We start from the raw sequence: 26547 nt of genomic DNA on the forward strand, positions 1-26547 counted from the left end.
CGAGCCGCTGTTGGAGGTCTCCACCGACAAGGTCGACACCGAGATCCCGGCACCGGCCGCCGGCACGCTCCTGGAGATCACTGTCAACCAGGACGAGACCGTCGAGGTCGGCGCGAAGCTGGCCGTCATCGGCACCGCCGGGGCTGCTCCGGCCGCACCGGCACCGCAGGCCGCACCGGCACCGCAGGCGGCCCCCGCGGCGCAGGCCGCTCCGGCTCAGGCAGCCCCCGCACCGGCACAGCAGCGCCCGGCTCCGGCGCAGCCCGCGCCGGCCCAGCCGACCGTTGCGGCGCAGGCTCGTGCCGCCCAGCCGCCGGCCGCCGACCAGGTCAGCGCGCCCGCCCAGACCCCGACCGTGCACGAGACCGCGCCGACCGGCGCCGGTGACGAGGCCGGTTACGTGACCCCGCTGGTCCGCAAGCTGGCCGCCGAGCACGGCGTCGCGCTGGGCAGCCTGCGCGGCACCGGCGTCGGTGGCCGGATCCGCAAGCAGGACGTGCTGGACGCGGCCGAGGCCAAGCGCGCGGCCGAGGCGGCGGCCGCCGCGAAGCCGGCGACCCGGGCGGCGAGCGCGCCGGTCGCGAAGCCGGAGCCGAGCCCGCTGCGCGGTCGCACCGAGAAGCTGCCCCGGATGCGTGCGCTGATCGCCCGGCGGATGGTCGAGTCGCTGCAGATCTCGGCGCAGCTGACCACGGTGGTCGAGGTCGACGTCACGAAGATCGCCCGGCTGCGCGACCAGGCCAAGGCGGAGTTCCAGCGGCGCGAGGGCGTGAAGCTGTCCTTCCTGCCGTTCTTCGCGCTGGCCACGATCGAGGCGCTGCGGGTGCACCCGAACGTCAACGCCTCGCTCGATCTGGAGGCCGGCACCGTCACGTACCACGACGCCGAGCACCTGGGCATGGCCGTAGACACGGAGCGGGGCCTGGTCGTACCGGTGATCCGCAACGCGGGCGACCTCAACCTGGCCGGGTTGGCCCGGCGGATCGGCGACATCGCCGAGCGCACCCGGAACAACAAGATCAGCCCGGACGAGCTGTCCGGCGGCACGTTCACGCTGACCAACACGGGCAGCCGAGGTGCGCTGTTCGACACCCCGATCATCAACCAGCCGCAGGTCGGCATCCTCGGTACCGGCGCCGTGGTGCGCCGCGCCGTGGTGGTCAACGACCCCGACCTGGGCGAAGTGATCACTCCTCGGTCGATGGTCTACCTGGCCCTGTCCTACGACCACCGCCTGGTGGACGGCGCGGACGCGGCCCGGTTCCTGGGCACGATCAAGGAGCGCCTGGAGGGCGGCAACTTCGAGGCCGAGCTGGGGCTCTGACCTCTGGGCTCGGCCGGGCCCTCTGGGTTCGGCCGGCCTTCTGGGCTCAGCCGGGCCGGAGGAGCGCCTCGTACGCCATCGGTGGCGCCTGCGTGGTACGCGCGGGCGCCACCGCACTTTGTCGGCGAGGATGGATGGCATGCGGATCGTCATCGGCGGCGCGTCGGGTTTCATCGGCAAGCCCCTGGTTCAGCGGTTGCGCGATTCCGGGCACGATGTCGTGCGGCTGGTCCGGCGGGAGCCGAGCGGCCCGGACGAGGTGGCCTGGCGCCCGAACCAGGGCGAGCTGGACCCCGCGGTGCTCGACGGCGTGGACGCGGTGATCAACCTGGCCGGCGTCGGGGTCGGCGACCAGCGCTGGAACGACGAGTTCAAGAAGCTGCTGCGGTCCAGCCGGATCAACGCCACCTCGACGATCGCCAAGAGCGCCGCGGCGGCGCAGTCCCCGCCCCGGGTAATGATCAACGCGTCCGCGGTCGGGTACTACAGCGACACCGGTGAGCGGGAGACCGACGAGAGCGGACCGCCCGGGGACAGCTTCCTGGCCGACCTCTGCCAGGCATGGGAGGCCGCGACGACCCCGGCGGAGCAGGCCGGGGTCCGGGTGGTGCGCATCCGCAGCGGCCTGATCCTCGGTCCGGGGGGCGGGTTTCTCAAGCCGCTGATGCCGTTGTTCAAGTACGGACTGGGTGGCAAGTTGGGCTCCGGCCGCCAGTGGATGCCGTGGATCTCGCTTGCCGATGAGCTCTCCGCGATCGAGTTCCTACTGCGAACCGACATCGCCGGCTCGGTCAACCTCACCGGGGTGGCGCCGGTGCGTAACGCTGAGTTCACCCGTACTCTCGCAGGGGTACTCGGCCGGCCGGCGCTGTTCACGGTACCGGCGCCCGTCCTACGGGTGGCGACCGGCGAGTTCGCCCACGAGGCGGTGATCAGTCAGCGTGTCCTGCCGGGCGTGCTGACCGCGTCGTCCTTCCGGTACGAACACCAGGACCTGAGGTCCGCGTTGCGATGGGTGGTAGGCAAGTGACGGCTGCGGTCGAGGAGACCGCCGAGTCCAGTAGCGTGTCGCCGCAGCGTGCGGCCACCGGCCGGGCCACGAGCCGCCGGTACGACCTGGCAGTCCTGGCCACCTGCGTGGCCGGCGCGTTTTACCTGACCTGGGAGCTGTGGGTCGACCCGAACCACCGGGTGGTGCTGCACAACCGGGGCGACCAGTCGCTGTTCGAGTGGCTGCTGACCTACGCGGCGCACTCGGTGACCCACCTGGACAACCCGTTCTGGACCACCCTGCTCAACGCGCCGATCGGGGTCAACCTCGCGGTCAACACCTCGATGGTGGTGGTCGGCGGGCTGCTCTCCCCGATCACGCTGACCCTGGGCGCGCCGGTGGCGTTCCTGGTCGTCCTGACGTTGAACCTCATCCTCACGCCGTACGCCTGGTACCACGTGCTGTCCCGGCACGTGACCCGCACCCGGGCCGCCGCGGTGCTGGGCGCCCTCTTCTGCGGCTTCGCACCCGGCATGGTGTCGCACGCCAACGCCCACCTGAACTTCACCGGCCAGTTCCTGGTGCCGTTCATCGTGCTGGTCGTGCTGCGACTGGGCCAGCGCCGCCGTCCGGTGCGCGACGGCCTGGCCCTCGGCGTACTCGTGGTGCTGGAATTCTCCATCGGCGCGGAGATGCTGTTCTTCGTCGCGCTCGGGCTGGCGCTGTTCGTCGCGCTGTGGGCGTGGACGCGCCGGGAACAGGCGCGCGCCGCGGCCCCGAACTTCCTGCGTGGGCTCGGCATCGCCGCCGCGGTCAGCGTGGTGCTGCTCGGGTACCCGCTGTACATGCAGTTCGCCGGCCCGCAGCGGTACCACGGCATCGGGTTCGACCAGCGGATCCACAGCGAGAACCTGGCCTCGTACGCGACGTTCCCGTACCTGTCGCTGGCCCGGCTCGCCGGCCTGTCGCACAATCTGGCGCCCAACTTCACCGAACAGACCACGTTCTTCGGTCCGGTGCTGCTGATCCTCGTGGTGGCGGTCGTAGCGGTGCTGTGGCGCCGGCCGGTGGTGCGGGCGATGGCCATCACCGGCCTGATACTCGCGGTGCTGGCATTGGGGCCGCGACTGCACGTGTGGTCGTGGAGCACGCCGGTACCGCTGCCGTACGCGGCGCTGGCACAGTTGCCGATCTTCGACTCCGCGCTGCCGGCCCGGATCGACCTCACCCTGATTCCGATCATCGGCTTCCTGCTCGCGTTCGCCCTGGACCGGGCCCTGCTGCTGCCGGCGCGCCGGCGCAACGCCTGGCTCGCCGGCGTCGTCGTCGCGCTGCTGCCGATCGTCCCGCTGTCGATCCCGGCGGCCCAGCGTGACCCGGTGCCGAACTTCTTCACCGACGGCACCTGGCGCCAGTACGTCCACGCCGGCCAGACGCTGGTACCCGTGCCGCCCCCGTCCGACCTGTTGCCGAACGGGCAGCGCTGGCAGACCGCGACGGACTTCGGTTTCGCCATCCCGGCCGGGTTCTTCCTCGGCCCGGGCGGGCCGGATGGGCGCAGCCGCATCGGTCCGGTGCCCCGGCCGACCTACGACCTGCTCACCACCGTCGCGCTGACCGGCGCCGACATCCAGGTCACCGATCTCGACCGGCTGCACGCGCGGCAGGATCTGGCATATTGGCACGCCAAGCTGATCGTGCTCTCCGCCCCCGGCCCCGGCGACAAGTGGGCCGCCAATGCCGGCAAGCTGCGCACCACGGCGACCGAACTGTTCGGTCCGCCGCAGCGCGTGGACGACGTCTGGCTGTGGCGGGTGGCGTAGCGGGTCAGGGTCCCTGGCGCCACAGCGGGCTGGGCCACCACGCCGGCCGGCCGATGTCCACCAGGACCGCCGGTACCAGCAACGAGCGCACCACGAGCGTGTCCAGCAGCACGCCGAACGCGACCGTGAAGGCGATCTCGGTGAGGAACACCAACGGGATCACGGTCAGCGCGGCGAACGTCGCGGCGAGCACGAAGCCGGCCGAGGTGATCACGCCGCCGGTCACGGTCAGGCCGGACAGCACGCCGGCCTGGTGCCCCCGCTTGCACACCTCCTCCCGCACCCGCGAGATCAGGAAGATGTTGTAGTCCACTCCGAGCGCGACCAGGAACACGAACGCGAACAGCGGGAACGCCGCGTCCGCCCCGGCGAACTTGAACAGGTTGTGAAACACATACCCGGACACGCCCAGGGTGCCGAGGAACGACAGCACCACGGTCACCACGAGTACCAGCGGGGCGACCAGGCAGCGCAGCAGCAGGACGAGGATCACGAACACCACGGCCAGGACGACCGGGATGATCACGTTGCGGTCCCGCTTGGCCGTGTCCTCCACGTCCAGGTTGGTCGCGGTGAAGCCGCCGACCTTGGCGTCCGCGCCGGGTACCGCGTGAACCGAGGCGCGGATCTGCCGCAGGATCGAGAAGGCGCGGGTGGAGTCGGGGTCGGCGGCCAGCGTGGCGTCGACCCGGGAGAGCCCGTTCACCACCTTCGGCGTCGCGCCCGGCGCTCCCGGTGGCACGTCCTGCCCGGCGAACGGGACCGCCTGTGCCACTCCGGGTACCCGCCGGACCGCCGCCAGTACCGGCTGAAGCTTGTCGGCTTTGAAGATCACCTCGGCCGGTGATCCGGAACCGGCCGGGAAGTGCGCGGCCAGCACGTCCGCACCGGTGGTGGAGTCGACGGTTTTGGAGAACGACTTGTCCTCCGGGATGCCGTTCGCGTTCAACTGGAACAGGCCGCTGCCGAGCCCGATCAGCACCAGGACCGTGATGATCCACACCGGCCGGCGCCGCCGGCCGACCGCCCGGGCGATCCGCGACCAGACTCCGTGCTGCTCGGCCGGGTGGGACTGGAAGTGCGGCCGGAACGGCCAGAATGCCGCGCGGCCGAACAGCGCCAGTACGGCCGGCAGCAGGGTGAGCATCGCCAGCAGGGAGCACCCGATGCCGATCGCGCCGACCGGACCCAGGCTCCGGTTGGAGGACAGGTCGGACAGCAGCAGGCAGAGCAGCGCGATGGCGACCGTGGTGCCGCTGGCCCCGATCGGCTCGACGGCGCCGCGCAGCGCCGCCCGGATCGCGTCGAACCGGCCGCGGTGCACCCGGCACTCCTCCCGGAACCGGGAGACCAGCAGCAGCGCGTAGTCGGTGGCCGCGCCGAGTACCAGCACGTCCAGGATGCCGTTGCTCTGCCCGTTGAGGGTGAGCACGTCGTTCTTGGCCAACAGGTACACCAGGCCGTTGGCCAGGGTCAGCGCGAGTACCGAGCAGGCGAGCACGAGTACGGGCAGGATCGGGCTGCGGTACACGAGGACGAGGATGACCAGCACGATGAGCCCGGTGACGTACAGCAGGATCCCGTCGAGCCCCTTGAACGAGTCGACGAGGTCGGCGAGGATGCCCGCCGGCCCAGCCACGTGTGCGGACAGCCCCGGGGCGGTGCCGGCCAGGGCGCGCAGCGCCGGGATCTCGGTCTTGAGGGCGTTCTGATCGGAGCTGGTGAACTGGAGGGTGACCGCCGCCGCCTGGCCGTCCTTGGAGATCACCGGTCCGGCCGGCGGCCCAGCGATCCTGCCGGCGAAGCGCTGGCTCATCTGCGACACGTCCGACTGGATCTTCGCCTTGTCGGCCGGGGTCAGGCCGCCCGCCCGGAAGTAGACGACGATCGCCGGGGTGGTCTCGGTCGACGTGAAGTTCTTGTCCAGCGCCTGGACCTTGGTGGACTCGGCGTTGCTGGGCAGGAACGCCGCGTTGTTGTTCTTCTGTACGTCGGTGGTCTTGCTGAACAGGGGGCCGAGCGTTCCGCCGACGACCAGCCAGGCGAGTACCGCGAGTGCGGGCAGCAGCCAGCGCAGCGGGTGCCGGTGGCGCTCCGCGCGGTGTTGGGCCACGCCGTCCCCCTCGACGCCTCGATCGTCTGGTTTCCGATCGGCTACCCAGGACTGGGTACGCCATGCCGAATCGGGGCGGTCTGACCGGGATCCGGGTGTGACCTTGACCGGTTGTGAGCCGGGGCACCGACCGGAGTGCGTCTTCGGCGAACCGGACTACGCTCGCCGTATGTCGAGTACCGCTGTCCAGGCCGCCACGCCCGCCGCTCCCACGCTGGCGGTCGTGCGCGCCGGACTCGTCGATTACCAGGCGGCCTGGGATGAGCAGCGCCGGCTGCACGAGGCCGTGGTCGCCGGCCAGAACCCGGACACGGTGCTGCTGCTGGAGCACCCGAGCGTGTACACCGCCGGCAAGCGCACCGAGCCGCTCGACCGGCCGATGGACGGCACGCCGGTGGTCGATGTCGACCGGGGCGGCAAGATCACTTGGCACGGGCCGGGTCAACTCGTGGGGTACCCGATCGTGACCCTGCCCGACCCGATCGACGTGGTCGCCTACGTCCGCCGGGTCGAGCAGGTGCTGATCACGGTGTGCGCGGAGCTGGGCCTGGCCACCTCCCGGGTGGAGGGCCGCAGCGGCGTCTGGGTGACCGCGGACCACCGGGGCCCGGACCGCAAGGTCGGCGCGATCGGCATCCGGGTGGCCCGTGGGGTCACCCTGCACGGGTTCTCGCTCAACTGCGACTGCGACCTGACCGCGTTCGACCGGATCGTGCCGTGCGGGCTGCGGGACGTCGGGACCACCTCGCTCTCCGCCGAGCTGGGTCGCGACGTGACCGTGGCCGAGGTGCTCCCGATCGTCGAGCGGCACCTCGGCCTGCTGGTCGCTTAGGCCCCAGCTCCCTGCTGCTCGGCGCCGCCTTCACCGGCGCCCTCGGCCTGGTTGGCTCCGCCCTCACCGGTGCCCCCGGCCTGTTTGGCCTCGGCCCGCCGGGCGGTGAGGATCGCATCGATCCTCTTGATCAGCTCCGCGTGCGCCGCCTGGTATGTCACCCCGGCCTGCTCCAGGATCTGCGCGGCCTTGCCGCTGGGAACCCGTAGCAGGCCCAGCAGGATGTGCTCGGTGCCGATGTAGTTGTGGCCCATCTCCAGCGCCACGTTCAGCGACTCCTTGAACACCTGCTTGTTCAGATCGGTGAACGGGACGTGCGCCGGTGGGTTGTCGGTGCCCGGCGCCAGCACCGGGCCGAGAGCCCGCTCGACCGCCTCCTTGGAGCCGGCCAGCGCGAACACGGCTTGGGCGCCAATCCCCTCTTCCTCGCCCACCAGGCCGGCCAACATGTGCTCGGTGTCCACCCGGCCGTGGCGCAGCTCGCGGGCCCGCGCCTCGGCGAGCACCACGACGTGCCTGGCCCGGTCGGTGAACCGGCTGAACAGGTTGCCGCTCTTGCCCGGCACCCAGCGTTGCTGGGCGGCCTGCTTGGACACGCCGAGCGCCTCGCCGAGCTGGCTCCAGGAGGTGCCGCCCTCCCGGGCCCGCTGGACGAAGTGGTCGATCAGTTGGTCGCCGATCCCGCTCAGCGACCGAGCGCGCTGCTGCGCCTCGGTGACCTTGGTTAACGCGTCCGCGTCGGCCAGGTCCGCGTCGAGTTGTTCGATCAGGTGTCGCAGGTTCACGTCGAGTGGCGTCATGCGTCAAGTCTGACTTGACGCATGGCGCTCGTCAAGTCCAAGTTGACGATCATCCACCTACGGGGTGAGCCGGTGCAGGTCGCGGGGGAACAGGGCAGCCTGCCGTACGTTCGGTAGCCCGAGCAGCCGGGCCACGAACCGTTCCAGTCCGATCGCGAACCCGCCGTGAGGCGGCATGCCGTACCGGAACGCCTGGAGATACGGCTCGTACTGGTCGGCCGGCTCGCCGCGTTCGGCGAGGGCGGCCAGGTAGTCGCCGTACCGGTGCAGCCGCTGCCCACCGGTGACCACCTCGACGCCCCGGTACAACAGGTCGAAGCTGTTGGTGTAGCCCTCGCGCCCCGGCTCCGGGTGCGTGTAGAACGGTCGCTTCGCCAACGGGTACCCGGTGACGAACAGGAAGTCGCTGCCGTACTCGCGGGCCGCCCACTCCCCCAGCCAGCGCTCGTGCGCCGGCGCGAGGTCAGGCTCGGCCGACAGGTCCTCGCCGAGCGCTTCGCCGACCATCCGTACCGCGTCGGCGAAGTGCACCTCCGGGATCGCCTCCGGCACCACGGCGTCCACTGTGGACACCCCGGCCACCATGCCGCCGATCGCCTTGTGTACCACCGCCATCACGTCACGATGGTCGCCGATGAAACCGAGCTCGGCGTCCAGCGACGTGTACTGCGCCAGATGCCGCGACGTGTCGTGCGGCTCGGCCCGGAACACCGGCCCCACCTCGAAGACCCGTTCGAAGACGCCGACCATCATCTGCTTGTACAGCTGCGGACTCTGCGCCAGATAGGCGCGGGTACCGAAGTAGTCGAGCGAGAAGACGTTGGCGCCGGACTCGGTCGCCGACGCGACCAGTTTCGGGGTATGGATCTCGGTGAACCCGGATTCCGTGAGGGCACCGCGGAAGCCGCTCACCACCGCGGCGGAGACCTCGAACACCCGTCGCCAGCTCGGGTGGCGCAGAGTGACCGGGGCGTGGTCGAGAAGCGTGGACAGGCCGGCGTTCAGCTGCGGGCGGTGCAGCTCCACCGGTGGCGGCTCGGCCGGGTCGGACAGCGGTTCGATCACCGGTTGTACGACCTCGAAACCGCCCGGTGCCGCCGGGTTTTCCCGTACCTGTCCGGTGATCCGGACGACGGTCTCCTCACCCAGCCGGTCGAGCGCCGCGCGGGCGTGCGGCTCGGCGACGACCACCTGGGCGAGACCGGCCCGGTCCCGCAGGATGAGGAACGCCACCGATTTGAGTAGCCGGCGCCGGTGGATCCAGCCGGACAGGGTGACCGGACGGCCGGCCTGGTACGGCAGTTGGTCGGACAGAATTCGTTGCATGTCACACCTCGACCAGTCTGGCTCGACGCGTCTGGCGCCGCGCCGCGACCCAGACCACCTCGACCCGAAACACGTCCCTTGGGGGTGTGGGCGAGAAGGGTGCCTCGCGGTGCCACCACACCTTCGCCGCCTCGTTTCCGGCGCCGCTCGCGCCCGGGTAAACCGGCGGCCTCATTGGCCGTGCCACGGCTCGGGAGTGTCTTCGCACACCGGCGCCACACCGCCTTCTCAGCTACGGCGGCTCTCTGTGCTGGCGCATCGGTGTGCTACTCGGTTCCGTCATCACCGTTGCGCCGTACGCTAGACGCACAATCCGCGATCGCGCATTCGAAATTTGCCGTCGCCGATCCGGCCGGGACGTGACCTCCGTCGCGTAAGGACCGCTGACGAGGTCTTTGGAGGCCTTGTCGGCGTACTCTCGGCGTCGTGACCACTGTCGCTCCCGAGGGCCGCCGCCTGCTCCGGATCGAGGCCCGAAACGCCGAGACCCCCATCGAGCGCAAACCGCCGTGGATCAAGGTCAAAGCGAGCATGGGACCGCAGTTCACCCAGCTTCGCGGCCTGGTGCAGCGGGAGGGCCTGCACACCGTCTGCCAGGAAGCGGGCTGCCCCAACATCTACGAGTGTTGGGAGGATCGCGAGGCGACCTTCCTCATCGGCGGCGACCAGTGCACCCGGCGCTGTGACTTCTGCCAGATCGACACGGGCAAGCCGGCGGAGTTCGACGCCGATGAGCCGCGGCGGGTGGCCGAGTCGGTGGCGGCGATGGGCCTGCGGTACGCCACGGTCACCGGGGTGGCCCGCGACGACCTGCCCGATGGCGGCGCCTGGCTGTACGCCGAGACGGTGCGCCAGATCCACGCGCTGCTGCCCGGCTGCGGCGTGGAGCTGCTGATCCCGGACTTCAACGATGAACCCGATCAGCTCGCCGAGGTGTTCGGCGCCCAGCCCGAGGTGCTGGCCCACAATGTGGAGACCGTCCCCCGGATCTTCCGCCGGATCCGCCCGGCCTTCCGGTACGAGCGGTCGCTGAACGTGATCACCGAGGCTCGCTCAGCCGGGCTGGTGACCAAGTCGAACCTGATCCTCGGCATGGGCGAGGAGCGGGCCGAGGTGACCCAGGCGCTGCACGACCTGTACGAGGCCGGCTGCGAGCTGTTGACCATCACCCAGTACCTGCGCCCCACCCCCCGCCACCACCCGGTCGAGCGCTGGGTGAAGCCGGAGGAGTTCGTGGAGCTGCGCGAGGAGGCGCTCGCGATCGGCTTCGCCGGGGTGATGTCCGGCCCGCTGGTCCGCTCGTCGTACCGCGCCGGGCGGCTCTACCAGCAGGCCATCGAGGCACGCGCGGCGCGCTGACCCCCCTCCCGCGCGGGGCTCTGCGGTCCCGGCGGCCCGAGGTGGGCCCGGACCACTAGACTCTGCGCCATGGCGAAGGCAGCAGAGCCGGAGAAGGTTGGGTTCTTCCAGCGACTCCGGCAGATCGGGATGGTCTTTTCGTTCACCGCCAAGCGCGACAAGTTGTTTGTCCCGCTGGTAGCGGTTGCGGTAGTTGTGCCGCTGGCCGCCGTGGGCGTCCTGATCGCGCTGGGCTTCAGCTGGATCTACCTGGCGCTCGGCGTGCTCGTGGCGCTGCTGGCCACGCTGATCGTGCTGAACTTCCGGTCGAACAAAGCGATGATGACCGAGGCCGAGGGGCAGCCGGGCGCGGCGGCCCAGATCGTCGAGACGATGCGCGGCGACTGGCGGGTGACTCCCGCGATCGCGTCGACCACCCAGTTCGACTTCGTGCACCTGGTGATCGGCCGACCCGGCGTGATTCTGCTGGCCGAGGGCAACCCGTCCCGGATTCGCGGCATGCTCGGGCAGGAGAAGCGCCGGCTCTCCAAGGTCATCGGTTCGACCGACCTGCACGACTTCGTGATCGGCAACGAAGAGGGTCAGATTCCGATCGCGAAGCTGCGCACCACCCTGATGAAGCTGCCGCGCACCATCACCGGCAAAGAGGTCAACGCGCTGGAGACCCGGCTCAAGGCGCTGTCCGCACGGCCTCAGATGCCCCGCGGCGCCATCCCGAAGAACATGCGGCCGCAGAACATGCCGCGCGGCGGTCGCACCCGCTAACCCGCGCACAGCCCTCCGCCCCGGTGGCCCGCGCTCGACGGCGCGCGGCACCGGGGCGTTTTGGCCTACTAGGGTTTCGGCTTCCTAGGGTTTCGGCTTTCTGGCGTTTCGGCCTACTGGGCCGGCGGCTCGGTCACGATCGTGCCGGCTGCCCGGTCGTGCAGGCCGCGGCGCCGCTCGTCCATGAACAGGATCGGGATGAGCAGGGCGAGCAGCACCGACCGGAGAAGGGTGCGGGGAATCCCGGGCGCTCCCCCGGTGGTGACCGACTCGCAGCGGATCCGAGTCAGTTTCATGCCCGGGGTCTGCGCGAAGAGGCCGACGAAGAACGTGTATTCGACGATCAGCACGACGAGCGGCGCCCATGCCTGACTCACGGACCCGACGAACAACCGGGACACGAGCAGGCAGAGAATCCAGTCGATCATGAGTGCGGCAAAGCGCCGGCCCAGGCCCGCCGGCTCCATCGCCGTACCGGCTGGTTGCGCGCCGGTCGGCACGCTAGGGTACGAACCTGGTCTTGTCGAGCGCTGAGCCATGCCGCAAAGCGTAGTCGCCCAACCTGGCCAATCGGCAGCGCATGGCCTGCGCCACACCCGGGCGGCCGTAACATGGTGGAAACATTCGAGACATGCTCGGGCAATCCCGTAGTCATAGCGTCGCGACAACTATCCAGCGCTGCCGCTGCTGACCCACCTGTGGCTGACCAGGAGGACGTGTTGTTCGCCAATTCCGAGGAGCTCCTTCGGTACATCAGAGACGAAGGCGTGAAGTTTGTCGATGTCCGGTTCTGCGACCTGCCGGGTGTCATGCAGCATTTCACCGTGCCCGTCGAATCGTTTGACGACAAGGTGTTCACCGAGGGCCTCGCCTTCGACGGCTCGTCCATCCGCGGGTTCCAGCAGATCCACGAGTCCGACATGTTGCTGCTGCCGGACGTCGCCACGGCGTTCGTCGACCCGTTCCGCGTCGAGAAGACGGTGGCGCTGAACTTCTTCATCCACGACCCGTTCACCCGCGAGGCGTACAGCCGCGACCCGCGCAACGTCGCCAAGAAGGCGGAGACGTATCTCGCCGCGAGCGGGATCGCGGACACCGCGTACTTCGGGCCGGAGGCCGAGTTCTACATCTTCGACTCGATTCGGCACGAGACCTCGGCGCAGCACGGCTTCTACTACATCGACTCGATCGAGGGCTGGTGGAACAGCGGGGCCCAGGAGCCGGGCGGCAACCGCGGCTACAAGACCGCGTACAAGGGTGGCTACTTCCCGGTACCGCCGGTCGACCACTACGCCGACCTCCGTGACGCGATCGTCGGGCGGCTCATCGGCGCCGGCTTCACCGTGGAGCGGGCGCACCACGAGGTGGGCACCGCCGGCCAGGCCGAGATCAACTACAAGTTCTCCACGCTGCTGCACGCGGGCGACCAGCTGCAGCTGTTCAAGTACATCGTGAAGAACGAGGCGTGGGCCGCGGGCAAGACGGCGACCTTCATGCCCAAGCCGCTGTTCGGTGACAACGGTTCCGGCATGCACACCCACCAGAGCCTGTGGGCCGGCGGCGAGCCGCTGTTCTACGACGAGACCGGCTACGCCGGCCTGTCGGACAACGCCCGCTGGTACATCGGCGGTCTGCTGCACCACGCGCCGTCGCTGCTGGCGTTCACCAACCCGACCGTCAACTCGTACCGCCGGCTGGTGCCCGGCTTCGAGGCGCCGGTCAACCTGGTCTACTCGCAGCGCAACCGCTCGGCCTGCACCCGCATCCCGGTCACCGGGACGAACGCGAAGGCCAAGCGCATCGAGTTCCGGGTGCCGGACCCGTCGTCGAACCCGTACCTGGCTTTCGCGGCGATGCTGATGGCCGGCCTGGACGGCATCAAGAACAAGGTTGAGCCGCCGGAGCCGATCGACAAGGACCTGTACGACCTGCCGCCGGACGAGTTCGCGAACGTCACTCAGGTGCCGGGCTCGCTGGAGAAGGTGCTGGAGTCGCTGGAGGCGGACAACGGGTACCTCCAGGAGGGTGGCGTGTTCACCGAGGACCTGATCTCGACCTGGGTCGACTACAAGCGGACCAACGAGATCGACCCGGTCCGGCTGCGCCCGACCCCGCACGAGTTCGCGATGTACTACGACGTCTGATCCGCACTCGGATTCACTGCGCGACGGCGGTCACGCCCGGCTCCCAAGCCGGCGTGGCCGCCGTTCACATACGGGCGGAGTCCTCGGATTCGACCTCGCTCACGATACGTTGCCGGCCTTCGCGGCGCCGTTCCCGTGGGCTGCGCCAGCCGCGAACCGCACTCAGCGGGCCGCCAGGCCGAGCGCCAGGGCGCCGATCACCGGGGCCACGTACATCAGCGGGAACGGGATGTGCGAGTACGAGCGCGCCCGTACCACGGTGATGACCGCCCCGGTGAAGTACAGCACCAGACCGATCGCGGCCAGCACCCCGATGACCGGCACGGCCAGGCCCACCAGGAGACCGACCGACCCCGCTGCCTTGGCCGTGCCCAGCCAGGGCCACCAGGAACGGGGTACGCCGTAGTCGGCCAGGGGCTTCACGACCCACTGCGCGCGGGCGAACACCGAGACGGCCGAGAAGCCGACCCAGACGGCGGCGACCACGGTGACGACGATGGCGGCGGTAGACATGTTCATTGCTCCTCAGCTTGCGGCGAACGCCGCTTCGGGCTGGCCCTGCGGCGTGTGGTGAGTTCGTCGCTGGGCTGACCCGCCGCATCGGACAGATGTGACCGGGCGAGGAGTCGTTGTGATCACGGCCACCGGGTCACGGAGCCTGCTTCACCACCACGGTCCCCGCGACCTTGTCGTGCAGGCACTGCTTGAACGGCTGGTCCCACAGCTGCCACAGCCCGTCGATCCAGGCGAAGAGGCCAACGATGATGCCCACCACCCAACCGATCAGCCATCGCTTGGCGGCCACTCCCCGGGTCATCGGCGCACCCGGGTCGAGGCAGACGACCCGCAGTTTCATGGCGCGTTTCCCGACGGTCTGGCCGCTGCGGTACATCATCTCGACCTGGTACACGTATGCCGCGGCCACGCCGAGAAGCAGGAGCGCGCCGTCGACGGCGAAGAACAGCCCGTAGAACGACAACACGTTCCCGGTATCCAGGGTGCCGTCGGCGTTGAGTCGGAGATTGTGCATCGACGACATCAGAACGATGATCATCGCGGGAACGGCGACGACGAGGAGCGCGCCACCGATGATCGCGGAGTCGATGAGGTACGCGAGCAGGCGGTCACCGAAGCTGGCGAGCGGCTGGCCGTTGGGCGCGATGCCGGGCGGAAGGACCGGCCCGCCCAGCGGGTACCCAGGCGGCGGGTAACCGTATCCGGGCGGTGGGTAACCGGGCATCGGGCTCGGTGGGGGCGGCAGATAACCGGCCTGCGGCACCGTCGGGCGGTTGGGTGGCGGAGGGAATCCCGGCGCGGGACGGGGCTCGCCCGACCCCGCTGGCGGCTCGGACTGGGTCATGGCTGAATTCTGGCCTACGCCCGCAGCGGTTGCGCGCCCACAATCCGGGCACCGGCTGTCACCACTGACGCACCGGACCGTCCTTGACGGCTATACGGTCTATATGGACTATCGATCAACTCAGACTAGGATCGCTGGTCGTGAGCGACAGCGTCGTCGGCCGATCGTCCGAGGCCGTACCCAGTCCGCGAGCCGACACCGATACATCGGAACCGATCGACAATCCGACCGAAGACACCGCAACGCCGCAACCGCGCAGGCGCCGCCGGTGGCTGCGAGTCGTCCGGTGGTCGCTCATCGTGGTGCTGGTACTCGTCGTCACCGCGACGATCGGCGGTGTCTGGACGGTACGCACATCATTCCCCCAGTACGGCGGTGAACTGCGCATCGCCGGACTTTCCGCACCGGTGACCGTGTACCACGACGCGCATGCTATCCCGCAGGTGTACGCCAGCAATGCCACCGACCTGTTCATCGCGCAGGGATACCTGCACGCGCAGGAGCGCTTCTGGGAGATGGATTTCCGCCGCCACCTGACCAGCGGCCGGCTCTCCGAGATGTTCGGCTCGACCGAGGTGGAGACGGACGCATACCTGCGCACCATGGGCTGGCGGCGGGTGGCCGAGCAGGAGTGGAACCTGATCAGCCCGCAGAGCCGCGAGTACCTGCGGGACTACGCGGACGGGGTGAACGCGTACCTGCGCACGCACCGGGCGACCTCGATCAGCCTGGAGTACAGCGTGCTGAAGCTGAGCGCGCCCGGGTACCGGATCGCGCCGTGGGATCCCATCGACTCGCTGGCCTGGCTCAAGGCGTTGGCATGGGACCTGCTCGGCAACATGGACGACGAGATCGAACGGGCCAGCCTGCTAGCCGCCGGCCTGTCCCGTACCCAGGTCGAGCAGCTGTACCCGGCATACCCGTACGACCAGCACAGCCCGATCGTGACCGCCCCGAAGGCGGCGAAGACCACCGCGGCCCACACGTCGGCCGGGGCGATGCCGGCCGCGGCGGCCCCTGCGCTGGCCGACGTCGACCGCGCGATGCGGAGCATGCCCGACCTCGTCGACAACGCGTTTCCCGGAATCGGCTCCAACTCCTGGGTCATCTCCGGCACGCACACCGCCACGGGCAAGCCGATCCTGGCCAACGATCCGCACCTCGAACCGTCGATGCCCGGCATCTGGTACCAGATGGGGCTGCACTGTGCCTGCCAGTTCAACGTCGAGGGGTTCACCTTCTCCGGGGTACCCGGCGTCATCATCGGGCACAACTCCCGGATCGCCTGGGGCTTCACCAATCTGGACCCGGACGTCAGCGACCTGTACCTGGAGCGGGTGCGGGGCGACCAGTACGAAGTGGACGGTCGGTGGCGGGATCTGGCCATTCGCAAGGAAACCATCAAGGTGGCCGGCGGGAAGCCGGTGACACTGACCATCCGCACCACCGGCAACGGGCCGCTGCTGTCCGACGCCTCGGCGGAGTTGCGCGCGATCGGGACGAAGCCCGACGTGGACCCGAGCGGGTCGTCGGCCCCCACCGCGGCGGCACCGGCGGCCGACGCGGGCAGCGCCGGCTATGCGGTCGCGTTGCGCTGGACCGCACTGGACCCGGGCCGCACGATGGACGCGCTGTTCGCACTGGACGCCGCGGGAAACTGGGACGAGTTCCGTGCCGCGGCGGCGCAGTTCGAGGTACCGGCGCAGAACATCGTGTACGCGGACACCAACGGCAACATCGGGTACCAGTCGCCGGGCCGGATCCCGGTTCGGGGCAAGGGCGACGGGCGCTGGCCGGCACCGGGCTGGGACTCGGCGTACGACTGGACCGGGTACCTGCCGTTCGACGAGCTGCCCTCCGAACTCAATCCGCCGGAGGGCTTCTTCGCGACCGCGAACCAGGCCGTCATCGACCCGGCGAACTATCCGCACTTCCTCACGGACGACTGGTCCTACGGGTACCGCAGCCAGCGCATCAAGGACATGATCTCGTCGACCATCGCCAGTGGCGCGAAGGTTTCCGTCGCCGACGTCCAACGCATGCAGTTCGACAACCGCAACGGGCTGGCCCCGGCTCTGGTGCCGGCGCTGCTGGTTGTACCGCAGCGGGGTGCGGCCGTGAAGGCGCAGGATCTGTTGCGTGGCTGGGATTTCCAGGAGCCGGCGGACGGCGACCCGGACAGCGCGACGGGCCGCGATTCGGCCGCGGCCGCGTACTTCAATGTGGTGTGGCGCCAGTTGCTGAGCAAGACGTTCGACGAGCTTCCGGCGGACCGCAAGCCGGACGGCAGCGACCGGTGGTGGCTGGTGGTCACGAACCTGTTGAGCCAGCCCGATTCGCCGTGGTGGGACAACCGGTCCACCCCGGCGGTGGAGACCCGCGACGACATCCTGGGACAGGCTATGGCGGCGGCCACCGCGGAGCTGACGAAGAAACTGGGGGACGACCCGGCCGACTGGCGGTGGGGCGCGATCCACACTCTGTACGTGCAGAACCAGTCGTTCGGCACGTCCGGCATCGGCCCGATCGAGTGGCTGTTCAACTACGGGCCGGTGGGGGTCTCGGGCGGCAGCAACCTCGTGAACGCCACCGGCTGGGATCCCTCGGCCGGGTACGAGGTGAACGCGGTGCCGTCGATGCGCATGATCGTGGACCTGTCGAACCTGGACGCGTCCCGCTGGGTGCAGCTGACCGGCGAGTCGGGGCACGCGTTCAGCGACCACTATCACGACCAGTTCGACCTGTGGCGCACCGGGAAGACGCTGCCGATGCGCTGGAACGAGGCGACGATCAAATCGTCCTCAGTGGACACTCTGACCCTGAAGCCGTAGCGAGCTCAACTTGTGTTGAAAACCCGCTCGAAGACCTGACGCGCCCGGCGGGCGGCGCGCAGGTAGTCGTCGACGAACTCGCCGGTGTCGCCGCCCCCCAGCATGGCGACCACGCCGGCCAACTCCGGTCCGTGGCGCGGCAACTGGTCGGAGGGCCGGCCGCGGACCAGCATCAGCGCGTTGCGTACCCGTGAGGCGGAGCGCCACGCGACGGCCAGCGCGCTGGCGTCCGCACCGTCGATCAGCTCCGCCCGGCGGGCCGCCTCCAGCGCCGGCAGCGTACGCGTGGTACGCAGCTGTGGCACCGTGTCGCCGTACCGCAGTTGGAGCAGCTGCACCGTCCACTCGACGTCGGCGAGCCCGCCCCGGCCGAGCTTCGCGTGGGTGGCCGGATCCGAGCCGCGCGGCAGCCGCTCGTTGTCCACCCGGGCCTTGATCCGGCGAATCTCCATCACCTGCTCGCGGGACAGTCCGCCGGCCGGGTACCGGACCTGGCCGGCCAGCGCGAGGAACCGCTCCCCCAGCTCGGTGTCGCCGGCCACGAACCTGGCCCGCAGCAATGCCTGCGCCTCCCAGACGCGCGACCACCGGGCGTAGTACTGGGCGTACGCGGCGAGGCTGCGCACCAGCGGACCCTGCCGCCCCTCCGGGCGCAGGTCGGCGTCGATGCCGAGCGGTGGATCGGGTGCGGGGGCGGCGAGCAGGGTACGCAACTCCTCGGCGATGGCGAGCGCCCGGCCGCTGGCCTCGTCGTCACGCGTACCGGGCGGCGGCTCGTACACGAACAGCACGTCGGCGTCGGACGGGTAGCTCATCTCGTACCCGCCGAGCCTTCCCATGCCGATGATGGCGAACGGCAGCCCGGCGCGGTTGGTGACGGCCAGCGCCGCGGTCAGCGTCGCGTCGGCCACGTCGGCCAGGGCGGTGCCGACCGCGTCGATGTCCAGCCGGCCGAGCAGGTCGGCGCAGGCGATCCGGAACAGTTCCCGGCGACGTAAGGCTCGGATCGCCGCGATCGCGGCGGCCGGGTCGTCGTGCCGGGCGCCCGCCGAGACGAATCCTTCGAGCAGCCGCCCGCGGTCGCGTGGCGTCAGCTCCGAGTCGTCGGCGAGCAGCCGCAGCGCCTCGGGGTCGCGGCTGAGCAGTTCGGTCACGTACCGGGACAGGCCGAGCAGCCGGGCCAGCCGCAGCGCGACCGGTCCCTCGTCGCGCAGCAGCCGCAGGTACCACGGGGTGGCGCCGAGCTTCTCGGACACCTGCCGGTACGCCAGCAGGCCACGGTCCGGCTCCGGGGCGTCGGCGAACGCCGACAGCAGCACGGGCAGCAGTTGCCGCTGGATGGCGGCGGTGCGGGAGACACCACCGATGAGCGCCTGAATGTGACGCAGGGCTCCGGCCGGCTCGGCGAAGCCGAGAACCTCCAGGCGCGCCCGGGCGGCGTCCGGGGTCAGTCGCAGGTCGTCGCTGGGTACCCGCGCCACGGCCTCCAGCAGCGGCCGGTACAGCAGCTTGGCGTGCAGCCGCCGTACCTCGGCCGCGTGCGCTACCCAGTCGGCGCGGAACCCCTCCACGGCGTCGCGTTCCTTGGTGCCGTGGTATCCCATCGCGTGCGCCAGCCAGCGCAGCGCACCGGGATCCGCCGGTACCGTGTGGGTGCGCCGCAGCTTCTGCAACTGCAACCGGTGCTCGACGGTTCGCAGGAACTGGTACGCCCGGTCCAGCGCCTCACCGTCGGCCCGTCCCACGTACCCGCCCGCGGTCAGCTCCCGCAGTCCATCCAATGTAGACGGTGAATGCAACGCCTCGTCCGCCCGGCCGTGAACCAGTTGCAGCAACTGCACCGCGAACTCGATGTCGCGCAGCCCGCCCGGACCGCGCTTGATCTCCCGGTCCCGTTCCGCGGCCGGTATCGCGTCGGTGATCCGGCGCCGCATGGCCCGGATGTCGGTCACCGCCTCGGGCCGCTCGGCCGCCCGCCAGATCAGCGGCTGGAGTTCGGCGAGCCACCGGGCCCCCAGCGCCAGGTCCCCGGCCGCCGGCCGGGCCTTCAGCAGTGCCTGGAACTCCCAGGTGCGCGCCCACTTCCGGTAGTAGCTCAGGTGGCTGGCCAGCGTCCGTACCAGCGGCCCGTGGTTGCCCTCCGGACGCAGCGCGGCGTCGACCGGCCAGGCGACCTGCCCGCAGATCTCGATGAGCCGGGCGGCGATCGCGGTGGCGGGCGCCAGGTCCTCGTCGTCGGCGGCCACGAAGATGACGTCGACGTCGGAAACGTAGTTGAGTTCCCGGCCGCCGCACTTGCCCATCGCGATGACCGCGAGCGGGATGCCGGCGGGCGTGTCCGCCGCCGCGCCACGACCCAGGTTTCTCGTAGCGAGCGCGAAGGCGGCGGACAGGGTGGCGTCGGCCAACGCGGACAGCGCGGTCATCGTCTGTTCCAGGTCCAGCGCGCCGGTCAGGTCGCCGGCCGCGATGCGCAGCAGACTGCGCCGGTACGCCATGCGCAGCCGCGGGACGGTGTCGCCCGCGCGGCCGCCAGCGGCGCCGAGGGACGAGGCGTCGCGGTCAAGCGGCCGCTCCTGAGGATTCGGGAAGCTCAGCGCGTACCCACTGGGCGACTTCAGCGTGCGCCACTCCCCCGGGTTGGCCACCAGGTGGTCGCCCAGCGTGTCGCTCGCGCCGAGCACGGCGATCAGCCGGTCGCGCAGGCTTGCGTTGGTTCGCAGGCTGGCCAGCAGACCCGGGCCGGCGGTCCCGGCCTGGCCACCGTCGTCGCCGGGCGCCCCCGGCGCGGCGGCCCGCTCGGCCTCCTCAAGCCGGCAGAGCTGGCGCAGGGCCAGATCCGGATCGGCTGCCCGGGACAGCGCCGCCAGCACCGCGTCGGCGCCCTGGTCGGCAGGCTGCTGCCGCTGTTCGTCCCACAGCCGCAGCTGCTCCGGGCCGAGCATCCCCCGCGCCCGATCCAGGTCGACGAGTCCGTACCGGGCCAGCCGGCCGGCCGCGCTCACCGGCCTGCCGGACCGGCCCAGGTCCGCCATGATCAGGAGCCGAGCAGCGGCAGGCGGCGGCCCGGCGGCTCGGGCGGCGGCGTGGCCAGCTCACCCTTCGCGACGGCGGCGAACCGCTCGGCGAACGGCTGCCATGCCTCTTCGAGGTCGACCATGATCAGATTGCACGCGTCGATCACCACCTCGGGGTCGTACCCGAGATCATCGAGCAGCGGCCGGTCATTGGCCACCCAGTTCGCGATCATGGCGTCGTCGCACTCGATGTGGAACTGGATGCCCCAGGCCCGGCCGCCCAGCCGGAACGCCTGATGCGGGTACCGGGTCGACGCGGCCAGCAGGGTGGCGCCGAGGGGCAGTTCGGTGATCTCGTCCTGGTGCCACTGCAGGACGTCGGGCGCCATCGGCACCCCGACCCACAGCGGGTCCTTCTCCGCGGCGTCGCGCTTGCCGACCAGCGCCGGCCCGATCTCCGGGCCGGCCTCGCCGCGCTCCACCAGGCCGCCGTGCGCGCTGGCCAGCAACTGTGCGCCGAGACACACCGCGAGCGTGGCCACCTCGTAGCGGACCGCCTTGCGCAGCAGCCCCTCCAGCGCCGGGAACCAGGGCTCGGCGGGGCGCCCGTCGGGCCCCGGGTATGCCTCCTGAGCGCCACCCATGACGACCAGCGCGGCATAGCCGTCCAGCGAGTCCGGGAGGGGGTCGCCGGCGTGCGGCCGGACGGTCTCCAGCGCCAGGCCCGCGCCGGTCAGCCAGTCGCCGAGGCGCCGGATGTCGTCGGAGGGGTCAATCTCGATCACCAGAGTCCGGTTGTTGGCCACGCAGTCGAGATTATCCGGCTAGTCTCGCCTGTCATGTCGAGGCTCGCCATCCGCCGCCCTCCCGCGCTGCGGAGGGGCGACACCGCCGTCGTGGTCGCGCCGTCCGGGCCGGTGCGCGAGGAGCGGATCGCCGAGGGTCTGGCGCTGCTGTCCGGGTGGGGGCTCGAGGTGGTACTCGGCACCGACGTGTACGCCCGGCACGGATACCTGGCGGGTACCGACGAGCGGCGGGGTGCCTCGCTCGCCGCGGCGCTGGCCGATCCGGCGGTACGCGCGGTGGTCTGCGCCAGGGGCGGGTACGGCGCCCAGCGCATCGTCGACGAGCTGGATCTGGACGTGATCCTCCGGGACCCGAAGCTGGTGATCGGCTTCTCCGACATCACCGCCCTGCACCTGGCACTCTGGCGGGGTGCCCGGCTGGCCAGCGTGCACGGGCCGGTCCTCACCCAGCTGACCGGCGCGTTCCCGGCCGCGTCGCTGGCGTCCCTGCGCAGCGTGATCATGAGCGACCGGCGGGTGGTGCTGACCCGCGATCCGGAGGCGGAGACCGGGCCGGTCACGGTAACCGGGCCGGCGGTCACCGGTACCCTGCTCGGCGGCAACCTGTGCCTGCTCACCGCGTCCTTGGGTACGCCGGACTTCCCGTCCCTGGACGGCGCGATCCTCATGATCGAGGAGGTCGACGAGCCGCCGTACAAGGTGGACCGGATGCTCACTCAGCTGCGCCGGTCGGGCGTACTGCGCGGGCTGGCCGGCATCGCGATCGGTCAGTTCACCGGGTGCGAGGACGACTGGCCGATGTCCATTATGGACGTTCTGGTGGACCGGCTGGGTGATCTGGGGGTACCGGTGCTCGGCGGGCTCCCGGTGGGGCACGGGCAGGGAGCGCTGTCCGTGCCGGTCGGCGTACCGGCGACCCTGGACGTCGAAGCCGGCACCCTGACCGCCTCGTCCGCCGTGCGCCGCCCCCGCTGACCGACCAGTCTGGCGACTGGTTTGGGTCGTGGCGCGGCGCCAGACGCGCCGAGCCAGACTGGTCGAAGTGGCGCGGCGCCAGACGCGCCGAGCCAGACGGCGAACGCGCCAGGCTAGTGGCTCAGGTCACCGCCTCCGGCTGTCACGCACCGGCCGGGCTGTCTCGTCAGCTCCGCGAAACACCCGACGGAGAAGGAGACAGACCATGCGAATCCTCGTTGCCGGATCGACCGGAGTCATCGGGCGCCAGCTGATGCCGCTGCTCACCAGCGCGGGCCACGAGGCGGTCGGGATGGTCCGCCGCCCCGCCGCGGCCGGTCGGCACGTCGTCGCCGACGCGCTCCAGCCGGACCAGGTGCGGGCAGCCGTCGAGACGGTCCGCCCGGACGCGGTCGTGAACCTGCTCACCGCGATCCCGGCCCGGATCAACCCGGCCAAACTGGCTCGGGACATGGCGATGACGAACCGGCTGCGTACCGAGGGGGCGCGGAACCTGCTCGACGCCGCGCGGCAGGCGGGCACCAAGCGGGTGATCTCGGAGGGCCTGGCCTACGCGTACGCGCCCGGGACCGGGCTCGCGGACGAGGACGCGCCGCTGTGGGCCCGGGGACCGGCGCAGTTCCAGCCGGTCGTCGCGGCGCTGCGGGAGCTGGAGGACCGTACCGCGCGGGAGCACGGACTGGTGCTGCGGTTCGGCCACCTGTACGGCCCGGGTACCGCGTTCGCCCGGGACGGATCGTTCACCGCGGACGTCGCGGCCGGCAAGGTACCGCTCGTCGGCGGCGGGAACGCCACGTTCTCGTTCACCCACACGCGGGACGCCGCCATGGCGGTCCTCGCCGGCCTGGACAAGGACATCGCCGGCACGCTGAACATCGTCGATGACGAGCCGGCGCCGCTGCACGAGTGGCTCCCGGTCCTCGCTGGCCTGCTCGGGGCGAAGCGGCCGAAGCCGGCACCGGCGTGGCTGGCCCGGACGATGGTCGGCAGCTACGGCGTGGCGTTCATGAACCAGCTGCGCGGGGCGGACAACACCAGGGCCCGGCTGGCGCTCGACTGGCGCCCGGGGTACCGCAGCTGGCGCGACGGATTCCCGGCCGAGCTCAACCACTGACGTAGGCTCGTACAGTGGATCAAGATCAAACCGCCGAGGAGCTGGCAGCCTACCGGCCACGTCTCCTCGGGGTCGCGTACCGGCTGCTGGGCAGCGCCTGGGACGCGGAGGACATCGTGGAAGAAGCGACCGTGCGCTGGCTCCAACTGGACCGGACGGACATCCGGGAGCCGCTGGCGTTCCTCACCACAATGGTGACCCGGCTGGCTCTCGACCACCTCCGCTCGGCCCGGGTACGCCGGGAGACCTACTACGGGCCGTGGCTGCCCGAACCGGTACTCACCGGGAACTCGGCGCTCGGCCCGCTGGAAACGGTGGAGCAGCGCGACTCGCTGTCGATGGCGACGATGCGGCTGCTGGAGCAGCTGACCCCGCCGGAGCGCGGCGTGTTCGTGCTGCGCTCCGCGTTCGAGCTGCCGTACGAGGACATCGCCGAGGTACTCGACATGACCGCCGAGCACGCCCGACAGCTGCATCACCGGGCACAGGCACGGATCGCCTCGGGCGCCAGCCGGTTCGACGCCGACACGCGGCGGCACGCGTTCCTGTTCGAGAGCCTGGTGACGGCGACCCAGTCCGGAGACCTGTCAGACCTTGAGCAATTGCTCGCCGCGGACGTGGTGGCGTACAACGACGGCGGCGGGAAGGTCCGCGCCGCGCTCAACCCGGTCACCGGCGTGGACAACGTCCTGCGGTTCATCGCCGGGCTGCGCGCCCGCTTCGACGCGGCCACCGATGTCCGGTTCGTCGAGGTCAACGGGCAGCCGGCGGCGTACCTGCGGATGGGCGACCAGGAACAGGTCGTCGGCATCGGCGTCCGGGAGGGCCGGATCGCGGAGATTTTCGCCGTACTGAACCCGGACAAGACCCGCTACGCGCGCACCCAGCTCGGCGCGCCCGACGCCGAGCCGCCCCGCCCCGCGGAGGTCGACTGGTCTGGGTCGTCGCGCGGTGTCAGACGCGCCGAGCCAGACCAGTCGGAGAGCCGGGGCCGGCGTCCTCCGCTCTCCGTTCAGGATTGAGCGGGCGGTGGGGTGAACACGCCGAAGTGCGTACCGGCAGGGTCGAGCAGGTGCGCGAAGATCAGCCCGCCCGGGTCACCCGTCGGCGGTACCAGTACCTTCCCACCGGCCGCCTCCGCCGCCGCGACGGTGGCCGCCACATCCTCGACCTGGACGTAGAAGATGCCGTATCCGGGCCTGTCCCCGTCCAGCGGGAAGACCCCACCACCGATCGCCCCCTCGGCCGGCGCGCTGATCTCGCGATACGCCTTGTCCGTCGAGAACGTCCAGCCGAACAGGTCGCCGTAGAACCGGGTCGTCGCGGCGGGGTCGCTCGAACCGATCTCGAACCAGGTGACCGCGTTGGTCATCGTGGGCATCGTTGTCGCCTCTCGTTGTGGTGAACTCCCGGCCAGCTTCGCGAGGCGTGGCGACAACGGTATGTCGGTGTTTCCGGGGCGGCGGGCGGCACCTCGCCCGGCGGCTCGACGGCCGGCGCGCTCAGCGGCCCGACGACCCGGCGGCTCGACGGCCCGGCGGGCTCAGCGGCTCAGCGGCTCAGCGGCTCAGGGGCTCAGGGGCTCAGGGGCTCAGGGGCTCAGGGGCTCAGGGGCTCAGGGGCTCAGGGGCTCAGGGGCTCAGCGCAGCGTCGGTTCGCGCAGTCGCGCGGGGATGTCGGCGAGGTCGGCCGGATCGAGGCGGCGGGGCGGGGCGACCTCGTCGGTCGCGACCGGGTCGGCGATCCGGTCCAGCCGGAACGCCCGCAGCGCTCCGCGCATCCTGCACCAACCCAGTAGATACCAGCGCTCGCCGCGACCCCCCAGGTATCCGATCGGCTCGATCTCCCGCGCGGTCGGCTCGCCGTGCCGGTCGACATACCCGAAACGGAGCACCCGGCGGGCGGACAGTGCCTGGGCGATGACGGCTGGAACCTCGGCCGGCGGCCACTGGAGATCGGCCGGCCCGACCAACTTGATGCGCCCTGCCAGCTCGTGCGCCTCGGCGGCGCGGGTCGCCGGCATCACGGCGACAAGCTTGCGCAACGCCGAACGAGCCGCGTGGTGAAACGGCGTGCCGTGCAACGTCTCCAGCGCCACCGCGATCGCGACCGCCTCCTCCGGGCTGATATTGACCGGCGGGAGCGTGAGGCTCTTGTCCAGCGTGTAGCCGCCGGTGCGACCGGGCTCCGCGTAGACGGGCACGCCAGCCTGCTGCAACGCGTTGATGTCCCGCTCGATGGTGCGGGCGGACACCTCGAAACGCCGGGCCAGCCAGTTGGCGCTGCGCGGCCGGGGCGCGACGGCGCGCAGCTCCTCGACCATCGCGTAGAGCCGATCCGTCCGGTTCACGGTTGGAGATTAGGCGTGACGTACGACATCCCCGCGACGGAGCGGAATCGCCCCGGAAGAGACCCGGGCTCAGCCGTGACCCGGTAGTGGCCGGACCAGCAGCAGCGCCGGTACGTCCCAGCCGGGTGGGTGGAATTCCCGGATCGGGATGAACCCCACCTTGCGGTAGAAGGCCCGGGTACCGGCGTACGTGTCCGGGCCGGTCTCCGGTACCGAGGCGGCTTGCGTCAGTACCGACAGCGCCCGCTCACCCTCCGCGGCCAGTTCGCCGGCGACGGCCTGCACTAGCGCGCCACCGAGCCCGTCGCGGCGCCGCCCGGCGTCCACCGCCATCCAGCTGATCTCCGGCGCCACGCTGTCCGGCGGGGTGCCCAGCGGCCGGTCCACGGTGAGGAATGCACGCACCCGGCCGGCCTCTTCCACCACCCAGCCGCGCTGGCTGCGTACCGCACGCGCGCACTCGAACACCCCGGCGTCGATGCCGAAAAAGTACGGCAGCCCGGCGATGATGGCGTCACAGGCCGGGGCATCACCGGCGGTCAGAGCGCGGATGGTCACCGCCCGATCCTGCGGCCGGTAACCCCGGCGGGCAACCGGGATTCCCGGAATCGCTGACG

General features: G+C 70.8%; 22 protein-coding genes. 11 read left to right on the plus strand and 11 right to left on the minus strand.

The features are described 5' to 3' along the window. The 3 genes from sucB to Raf01_RS34340 form a co-directional block, all read left to right on the plus strand. Positions 1 to 1324 (plus strand): 2-oxoglutarate dehydrogenase, E2 component, dihydrolipoamide succinyltransferase (gene sucB / locus Raf01_RS34330; protein WP_203922255.1); only part of this gene is annotated, 1324 nt, incomplete at its 5' end. A gap of 139 nt (positions 1325 to 1463) precedes the next feature. Further along, positions 1464 to 2354: a TIGR01777 family oxidoreductase gene (locus tag Raf01_RS34335; RefSeq protein WP_203922256.1), complete on the plus strand. Its 891-nt coding sequence runs from the start codon at positions 1464 to 1466 to the stop codon at positions 2352 to 2354. Beyond that, positions 2351 to 4138 (plus strand): DUF6311 domain-containing protein, encoded by a 1788-nt coding sequence (locus Raf01_RS34340; RefSeq protein WP_203922257.1) that lies wholly within the window; start codon positions 2351 to 2353, stop codon positions 4136 to 4138. Before Raf01_RS34335 ends, Raf01_RS34340 begins: the two co-directional genes overlap by 4 nt. A 4-nt stretch (positions 4139 to 4142) precedes the next feature. Here the strand turns inward: Raf01_RS34340 and Raf01_RS34345 are convergent, their stop codons facing one another. Then, positions 4143 to 6251, minus strand: a complete 2109-nt coding sequence (locus tag Raf01_RS34345; RefSeq protein ID WP_373319660.1) for an MMPL family transporter — start codon at positions 6249 to 6251, stop codon at positions 4143 to 4145. 169 nt (positions 6252 to 6420) lie between these two features. On the opposite strand from Raf01_RS34345, the gene lipB reads away from it, so the two are divergent. Next, positions 6421 to 7083, plus strand: a complete 663-nt coding sequence (lipB, locus tag Raf01_RS34350; protein ID WP_203922258.1) for a lipoyl(octanoyl) transferase LipB — start codon at positions 6421 to 6423, stop codon at positions 7081 to 7083. On the opposite strand, the gene Raf01_RS34355 is transcribed toward lipB, so the two are convergent. Together Raf01_RS34355 and aspS are read right to left on the minus strand one after the other, a co-directional pair. Further along, positions 7080 to 7883 (minus strand): Clp protease N-terminal domain-containing protein, encoded by an 804-nt coding sequence (locus Raf01_RS34355; protein WP_203922259.1) that lies wholly within the window; start codon positions 7881 to 7883, stop codon positions 7080 to 7082. The two genes, lipB and Raf01_RS34355, sit on opposite strands and share 4 nt — an antisense overlap. A gap of 57 nt (positions 7884 to 7940) precedes the next feature. Next, positions 7941 to 9209, minus strand: coding sequence for an aspartate--tRNA(Asn) ligase (gene aspS / locus Raf01_RS34360; RefSeq protein WP_203922260.1), 1269 nt, complete (start codon positions 9207 to 9209; stop codon positions 7941 to 7943). 426 nt (positions 9210 to 9635) lie between these two features. Here aspS and lipA point away from each other — a divergent pair, with 426 nt between their 5' ends. Together lipA and Raf01_RS34370 are read left to right on the plus strand one after the other, a co-directional pair. Then, positions 9636 to 10568, plus strand: a complete 933-nt coding sequence (gene lipA, locus Raf01_RS34365) for a lipoyl synthase (protein ID WP_203922261.1) — start codon at positions 9636 to 9638, stop codon at positions 10566 to 10568. A 69-nt stretch (positions 10569 to 10637) separates the two neighbouring features. Continuing rightward, positions 10638 to 11333, plus strand: coding sequence for a DUF4191 domain-containing protein (locus Raf01_RS34370; RefSeq protein WP_203922262.1), 696 nt, complete (start codon positions 10638 to 10640; stop codon positions 11331 to 11333). Positions 11334 to 11446: 113 nt separating this feature from the next. Here the strand turns inward: Raf01_RS34370 and Raf01_RS34375 are convergent, their stop codons facing one another. Further along, positions 11447 to 11800, minus strand: coding sequence for an RDD family protein (locus Raf01_RS34375; protein ID WP_203922286.1), 354 nt, complete (start codon positions 11798 to 11800; stop codon positions 11447 to 11449). Between the two features lie 252 nt (positions 11801 to 12052). On the opposite strand from Raf01_RS34375, the gene glnA reads away from it, so the two are divergent. After that, a complete protein-coding gene (gene glnA / locus Raf01_RS34380; RefSeq protein ID WP_203922287.1) occupies positions 12053 to 13477 on the plus strand; it encodes a type I glutamate--ammonia ligase in 1425 nt (474 codons plus the stop codon). A 162-nt stretch (positions 13478 to 13639) separates the two neighbouring features. Here the strand turns inward: glnA and Raf01_RS34385 are convergent, their stop codons facing one another. Together Raf01_RS34385 and Raf01_RS34390 are read right to left on the minus strand one after the other, a co-directional pair. After that, on the minus strand, positions 13640 to 13990 hold the full coding sequence (locus Raf01_RS34385) for a DoxX family protein (RefSeq protein WP_203922263.1): 351 nt from the start codon (positions 13988 to 13990) through the stop codon (positions 13640 to 13642). 136 nt (positions 13991 to 14126) lie between these two features. Continuing rightward, complete coding sequence (locus Raf01_RS34390; protein WP_203922264.1) at positions 14127 to 14837, minus strand: RDD family protein; 711 nt, start codon at positions 14835 to 14837, stop codon at positions 14127 to 14129. 272 nt (positions 14838 to 15109) lie between these two features. Here Raf01_RS34390 and Raf01_RS34395 point away from each other — a divergent pair, with 272 nt between their 5' ends. After that, a complete protein-coding gene (locus tag Raf01_RS34395) occupies positions 15110 to 17668 on the plus strand; it encodes a penicillin acylase family protein (RefSeq protein ID WP_203922288.1) in 2559 nt (852 codons plus the stop codon). Between the two features lie 5 nt (positions 17669 to 17673). On the opposite strand, the gene Raf01_RS34400 is transcribed toward Raf01_RS34395, so the two are convergent. Continuing rightward, on the minus strand, positions 17674 to 20703 hold the full coding sequence (locus Raf01_RS34400; RefSeq protein WP_203922265.1) for a bifunctional [glutamine synthetase] adenylyltransferase/[glutamine synthetase]-adenylyl-L-tyrosine phosphorylase: 3030 nt from the start codon (positions 20701 to 20703) through the stop codon (positions 17674 to 17676). Positions 20704 to 20705: 2 nt separating this feature from the next. Then, on the minus strand, positions 20706 to 21491 hold the full coding sequence (locus Raf01_RS34405; protein WP_239134198.1) for a type 1 glutamine amidotransferase: 786 nt from the start codon (positions 21489 to 21491) through the stop codon (positions 20706 to 20708). 33 nt (positions 21492 to 21524) lie between these two features. Between Raf01_RS34405 and Raf01_RS34410 the strand changes: the two genes are divergently transcribed. The 3 genes from Raf01_RS34410 (at position 21525) to sigJ (ending at position 24602) form a co-directional block, all read left to right on the plus strand. After that, a complete protein-coding gene (locus Raf01_RS34410) occupies positions 21525 to 22466 on the plus strand; it encodes a S66 peptidase family protein (protein WP_203922266.1) in 942 nt (313 codons plus the stop codon). A 205-nt stretch (positions 22467 to 22671) separates the two neighbouring features. Next, the gene (locus Raf01_RS34415; RefSeq protein WP_203922267.1) at positions 22672 to 23580 is read left to right on the plus strand and encodes an NAD-dependent epimerase/dehydratase family protein; all 909 of its coding nucleotides are present in this window, start codon (positions 22672 to 22674) and stop codon (positions 23578 to 23580) included. Positions 23581 to 23594: 14 nt separating this feature from the next. After that, on the plus strand, positions 23595 to 24602 hold the full coding sequence (gene sigJ, locus Raf01_RS34420; RefSeq protein ID WP_203922268.1) for an RNA polymerase sigma factor SigJ: 1008 nt from the start codon (positions 23595 to 23597) through the stop codon (positions 24600 to 24602). On the opposite strand, the gene Raf01_RS34425 is transcribed toward sigJ, so the two are convergent. The 3 genes from Raf01_RS34425 to Raf01_RS34435 form a co-directional block, all read right to left on the minus strand. Next, positions 24593 to 24952 (minus strand): VOC family protein, encoded by a 360-nt coding sequence (locus tag Raf01_RS34425; RefSeq protein ID WP_203922269.1) that lies wholly within the window; start codon positions 24950 to 24952, stop codon positions 24593 to 24595. The genes sigJ and Raf01_RS34425 overlap by 10 nt on opposite strands. A 267-nt stretch (positions 24953 to 25219) precedes the next feature. Further along, entirely contained in the window at positions 25220 to 25930 is a 711-nt protein-coding gene (locus Raf01_RS34430; RefSeq protein WP_203922270.1) for a helix-turn-helix transcriptional regulator, read from the minus strand. A gap of 69 nt (positions 25931 to 25999) precedes the next feature. Further along, positions 26000 to 26488 (minus strand): GNAT family N-acetyltransferase, encoded by a 489-nt coding sequence (locus Raf01_RS34435; protein ID WP_203922271.1) that lies wholly within the window; start codon positions 26486 to 26488, stop codon positions 26000 to 26002. Positions 26489 to 26547 lie beyond the last annotated feature (59 nt).

It is taken from the genome of Rugosimonospora africana (assembly GCF_016862975.1).
Classification (GTDB): domain Bacteria; phylum Actinomycetota; class Actinomycetes; order Mycobacteriales; family Micromonosporaceae; genus Rugosimonospora; species Rugosimonospora africana.

Bases quoted from the DNA above. Each gene is read 5' to 3' on its own strand.
- Raf01_RS34335 (WP_203922256.1), top strand. From the start codon at position 1,464: ATGCGGATCGTCATCGGCGGCGCGTCGGGTTTCATCGGCAAGCCCCTG.
- lipB (WP_203922258.1), top strand. From the start codon at position 6,421: ATGTCGAGTACCGCTGTCCAGGCCGCCACGCCCGCCGCTCCCACGCTG.
- Raf01_RS34355 (WP_203922259.1), bottom strand. From the start codon at position 7,883: ATGACGCCACTCGACGTGAACCTGCGACACCTGATCGAACAACTCGAC.
- aspS (WP_203922260.1), bottom strand. From the start codon at position 9,209: ATGCAACGAATTCTGTCCGACCAACTGCCGTACCAGGCCGGCCGTCCG.
- Raf01_RS34370 (WP_203922262.1), top strand. From the start codon at position 10,638: ATGGCGAAGGCAGCAGAGCCGGAGAAGGTTGGGTTCTTCCAGCGACTC.
- Raf01_RS34375 (WP_203922286.1), bottom strand. From the start codon at position 11,800: ATGGAGCCGGCGGGCCTGGGCCGGCGCTTTGCCGCACTCATGATCGAC.
- Raf01_RS34385 (WP_203922263.1), bottom strand. From the start codon at position 13,990: ATGTCTACCGCCGCCATCGTCGTCACCGTGGTCGCCGCCGTCTGGGTC.
- Raf01_RS34390 (WP_203922264.1), bottom strand. From the start codon at position 14,837: ATGACCCAGTCCGAGCCGCCAGCGGGGTCGGGCGAGCCCCGTCCCGCG.
- Raf01_RS34400 (WP_203922265.1), bottom strand. From the start codon at position 20,703: ATGGCGGACCTGGGCCGGTCCGGCAGGCCGGTGAGCGCGGCCGGCCGG.
- Raf01_RS34410 (WP_203922266.1), top strand. From the start codon at position 21,525: ATGTCGAGGCTCGCCATCCGCCGCCCTCCCGCGCTGCGGAGGGGCGAC.
- Raf01_RS34415 (WP_203922267.1), top strand. From the start codon at position 22,672: ATGCGAATCCTCGTTGCCGGATCGACCGGAGTCATCGGGCGCCAGCTG.
- Raf01_RS34425 (WP_203922269.1), bottom strand. From the start codon at position 24,952: ATGACCAACGCGGTCACCTGGTTCGAGATCGGTTCGAGCGACCCCGCC.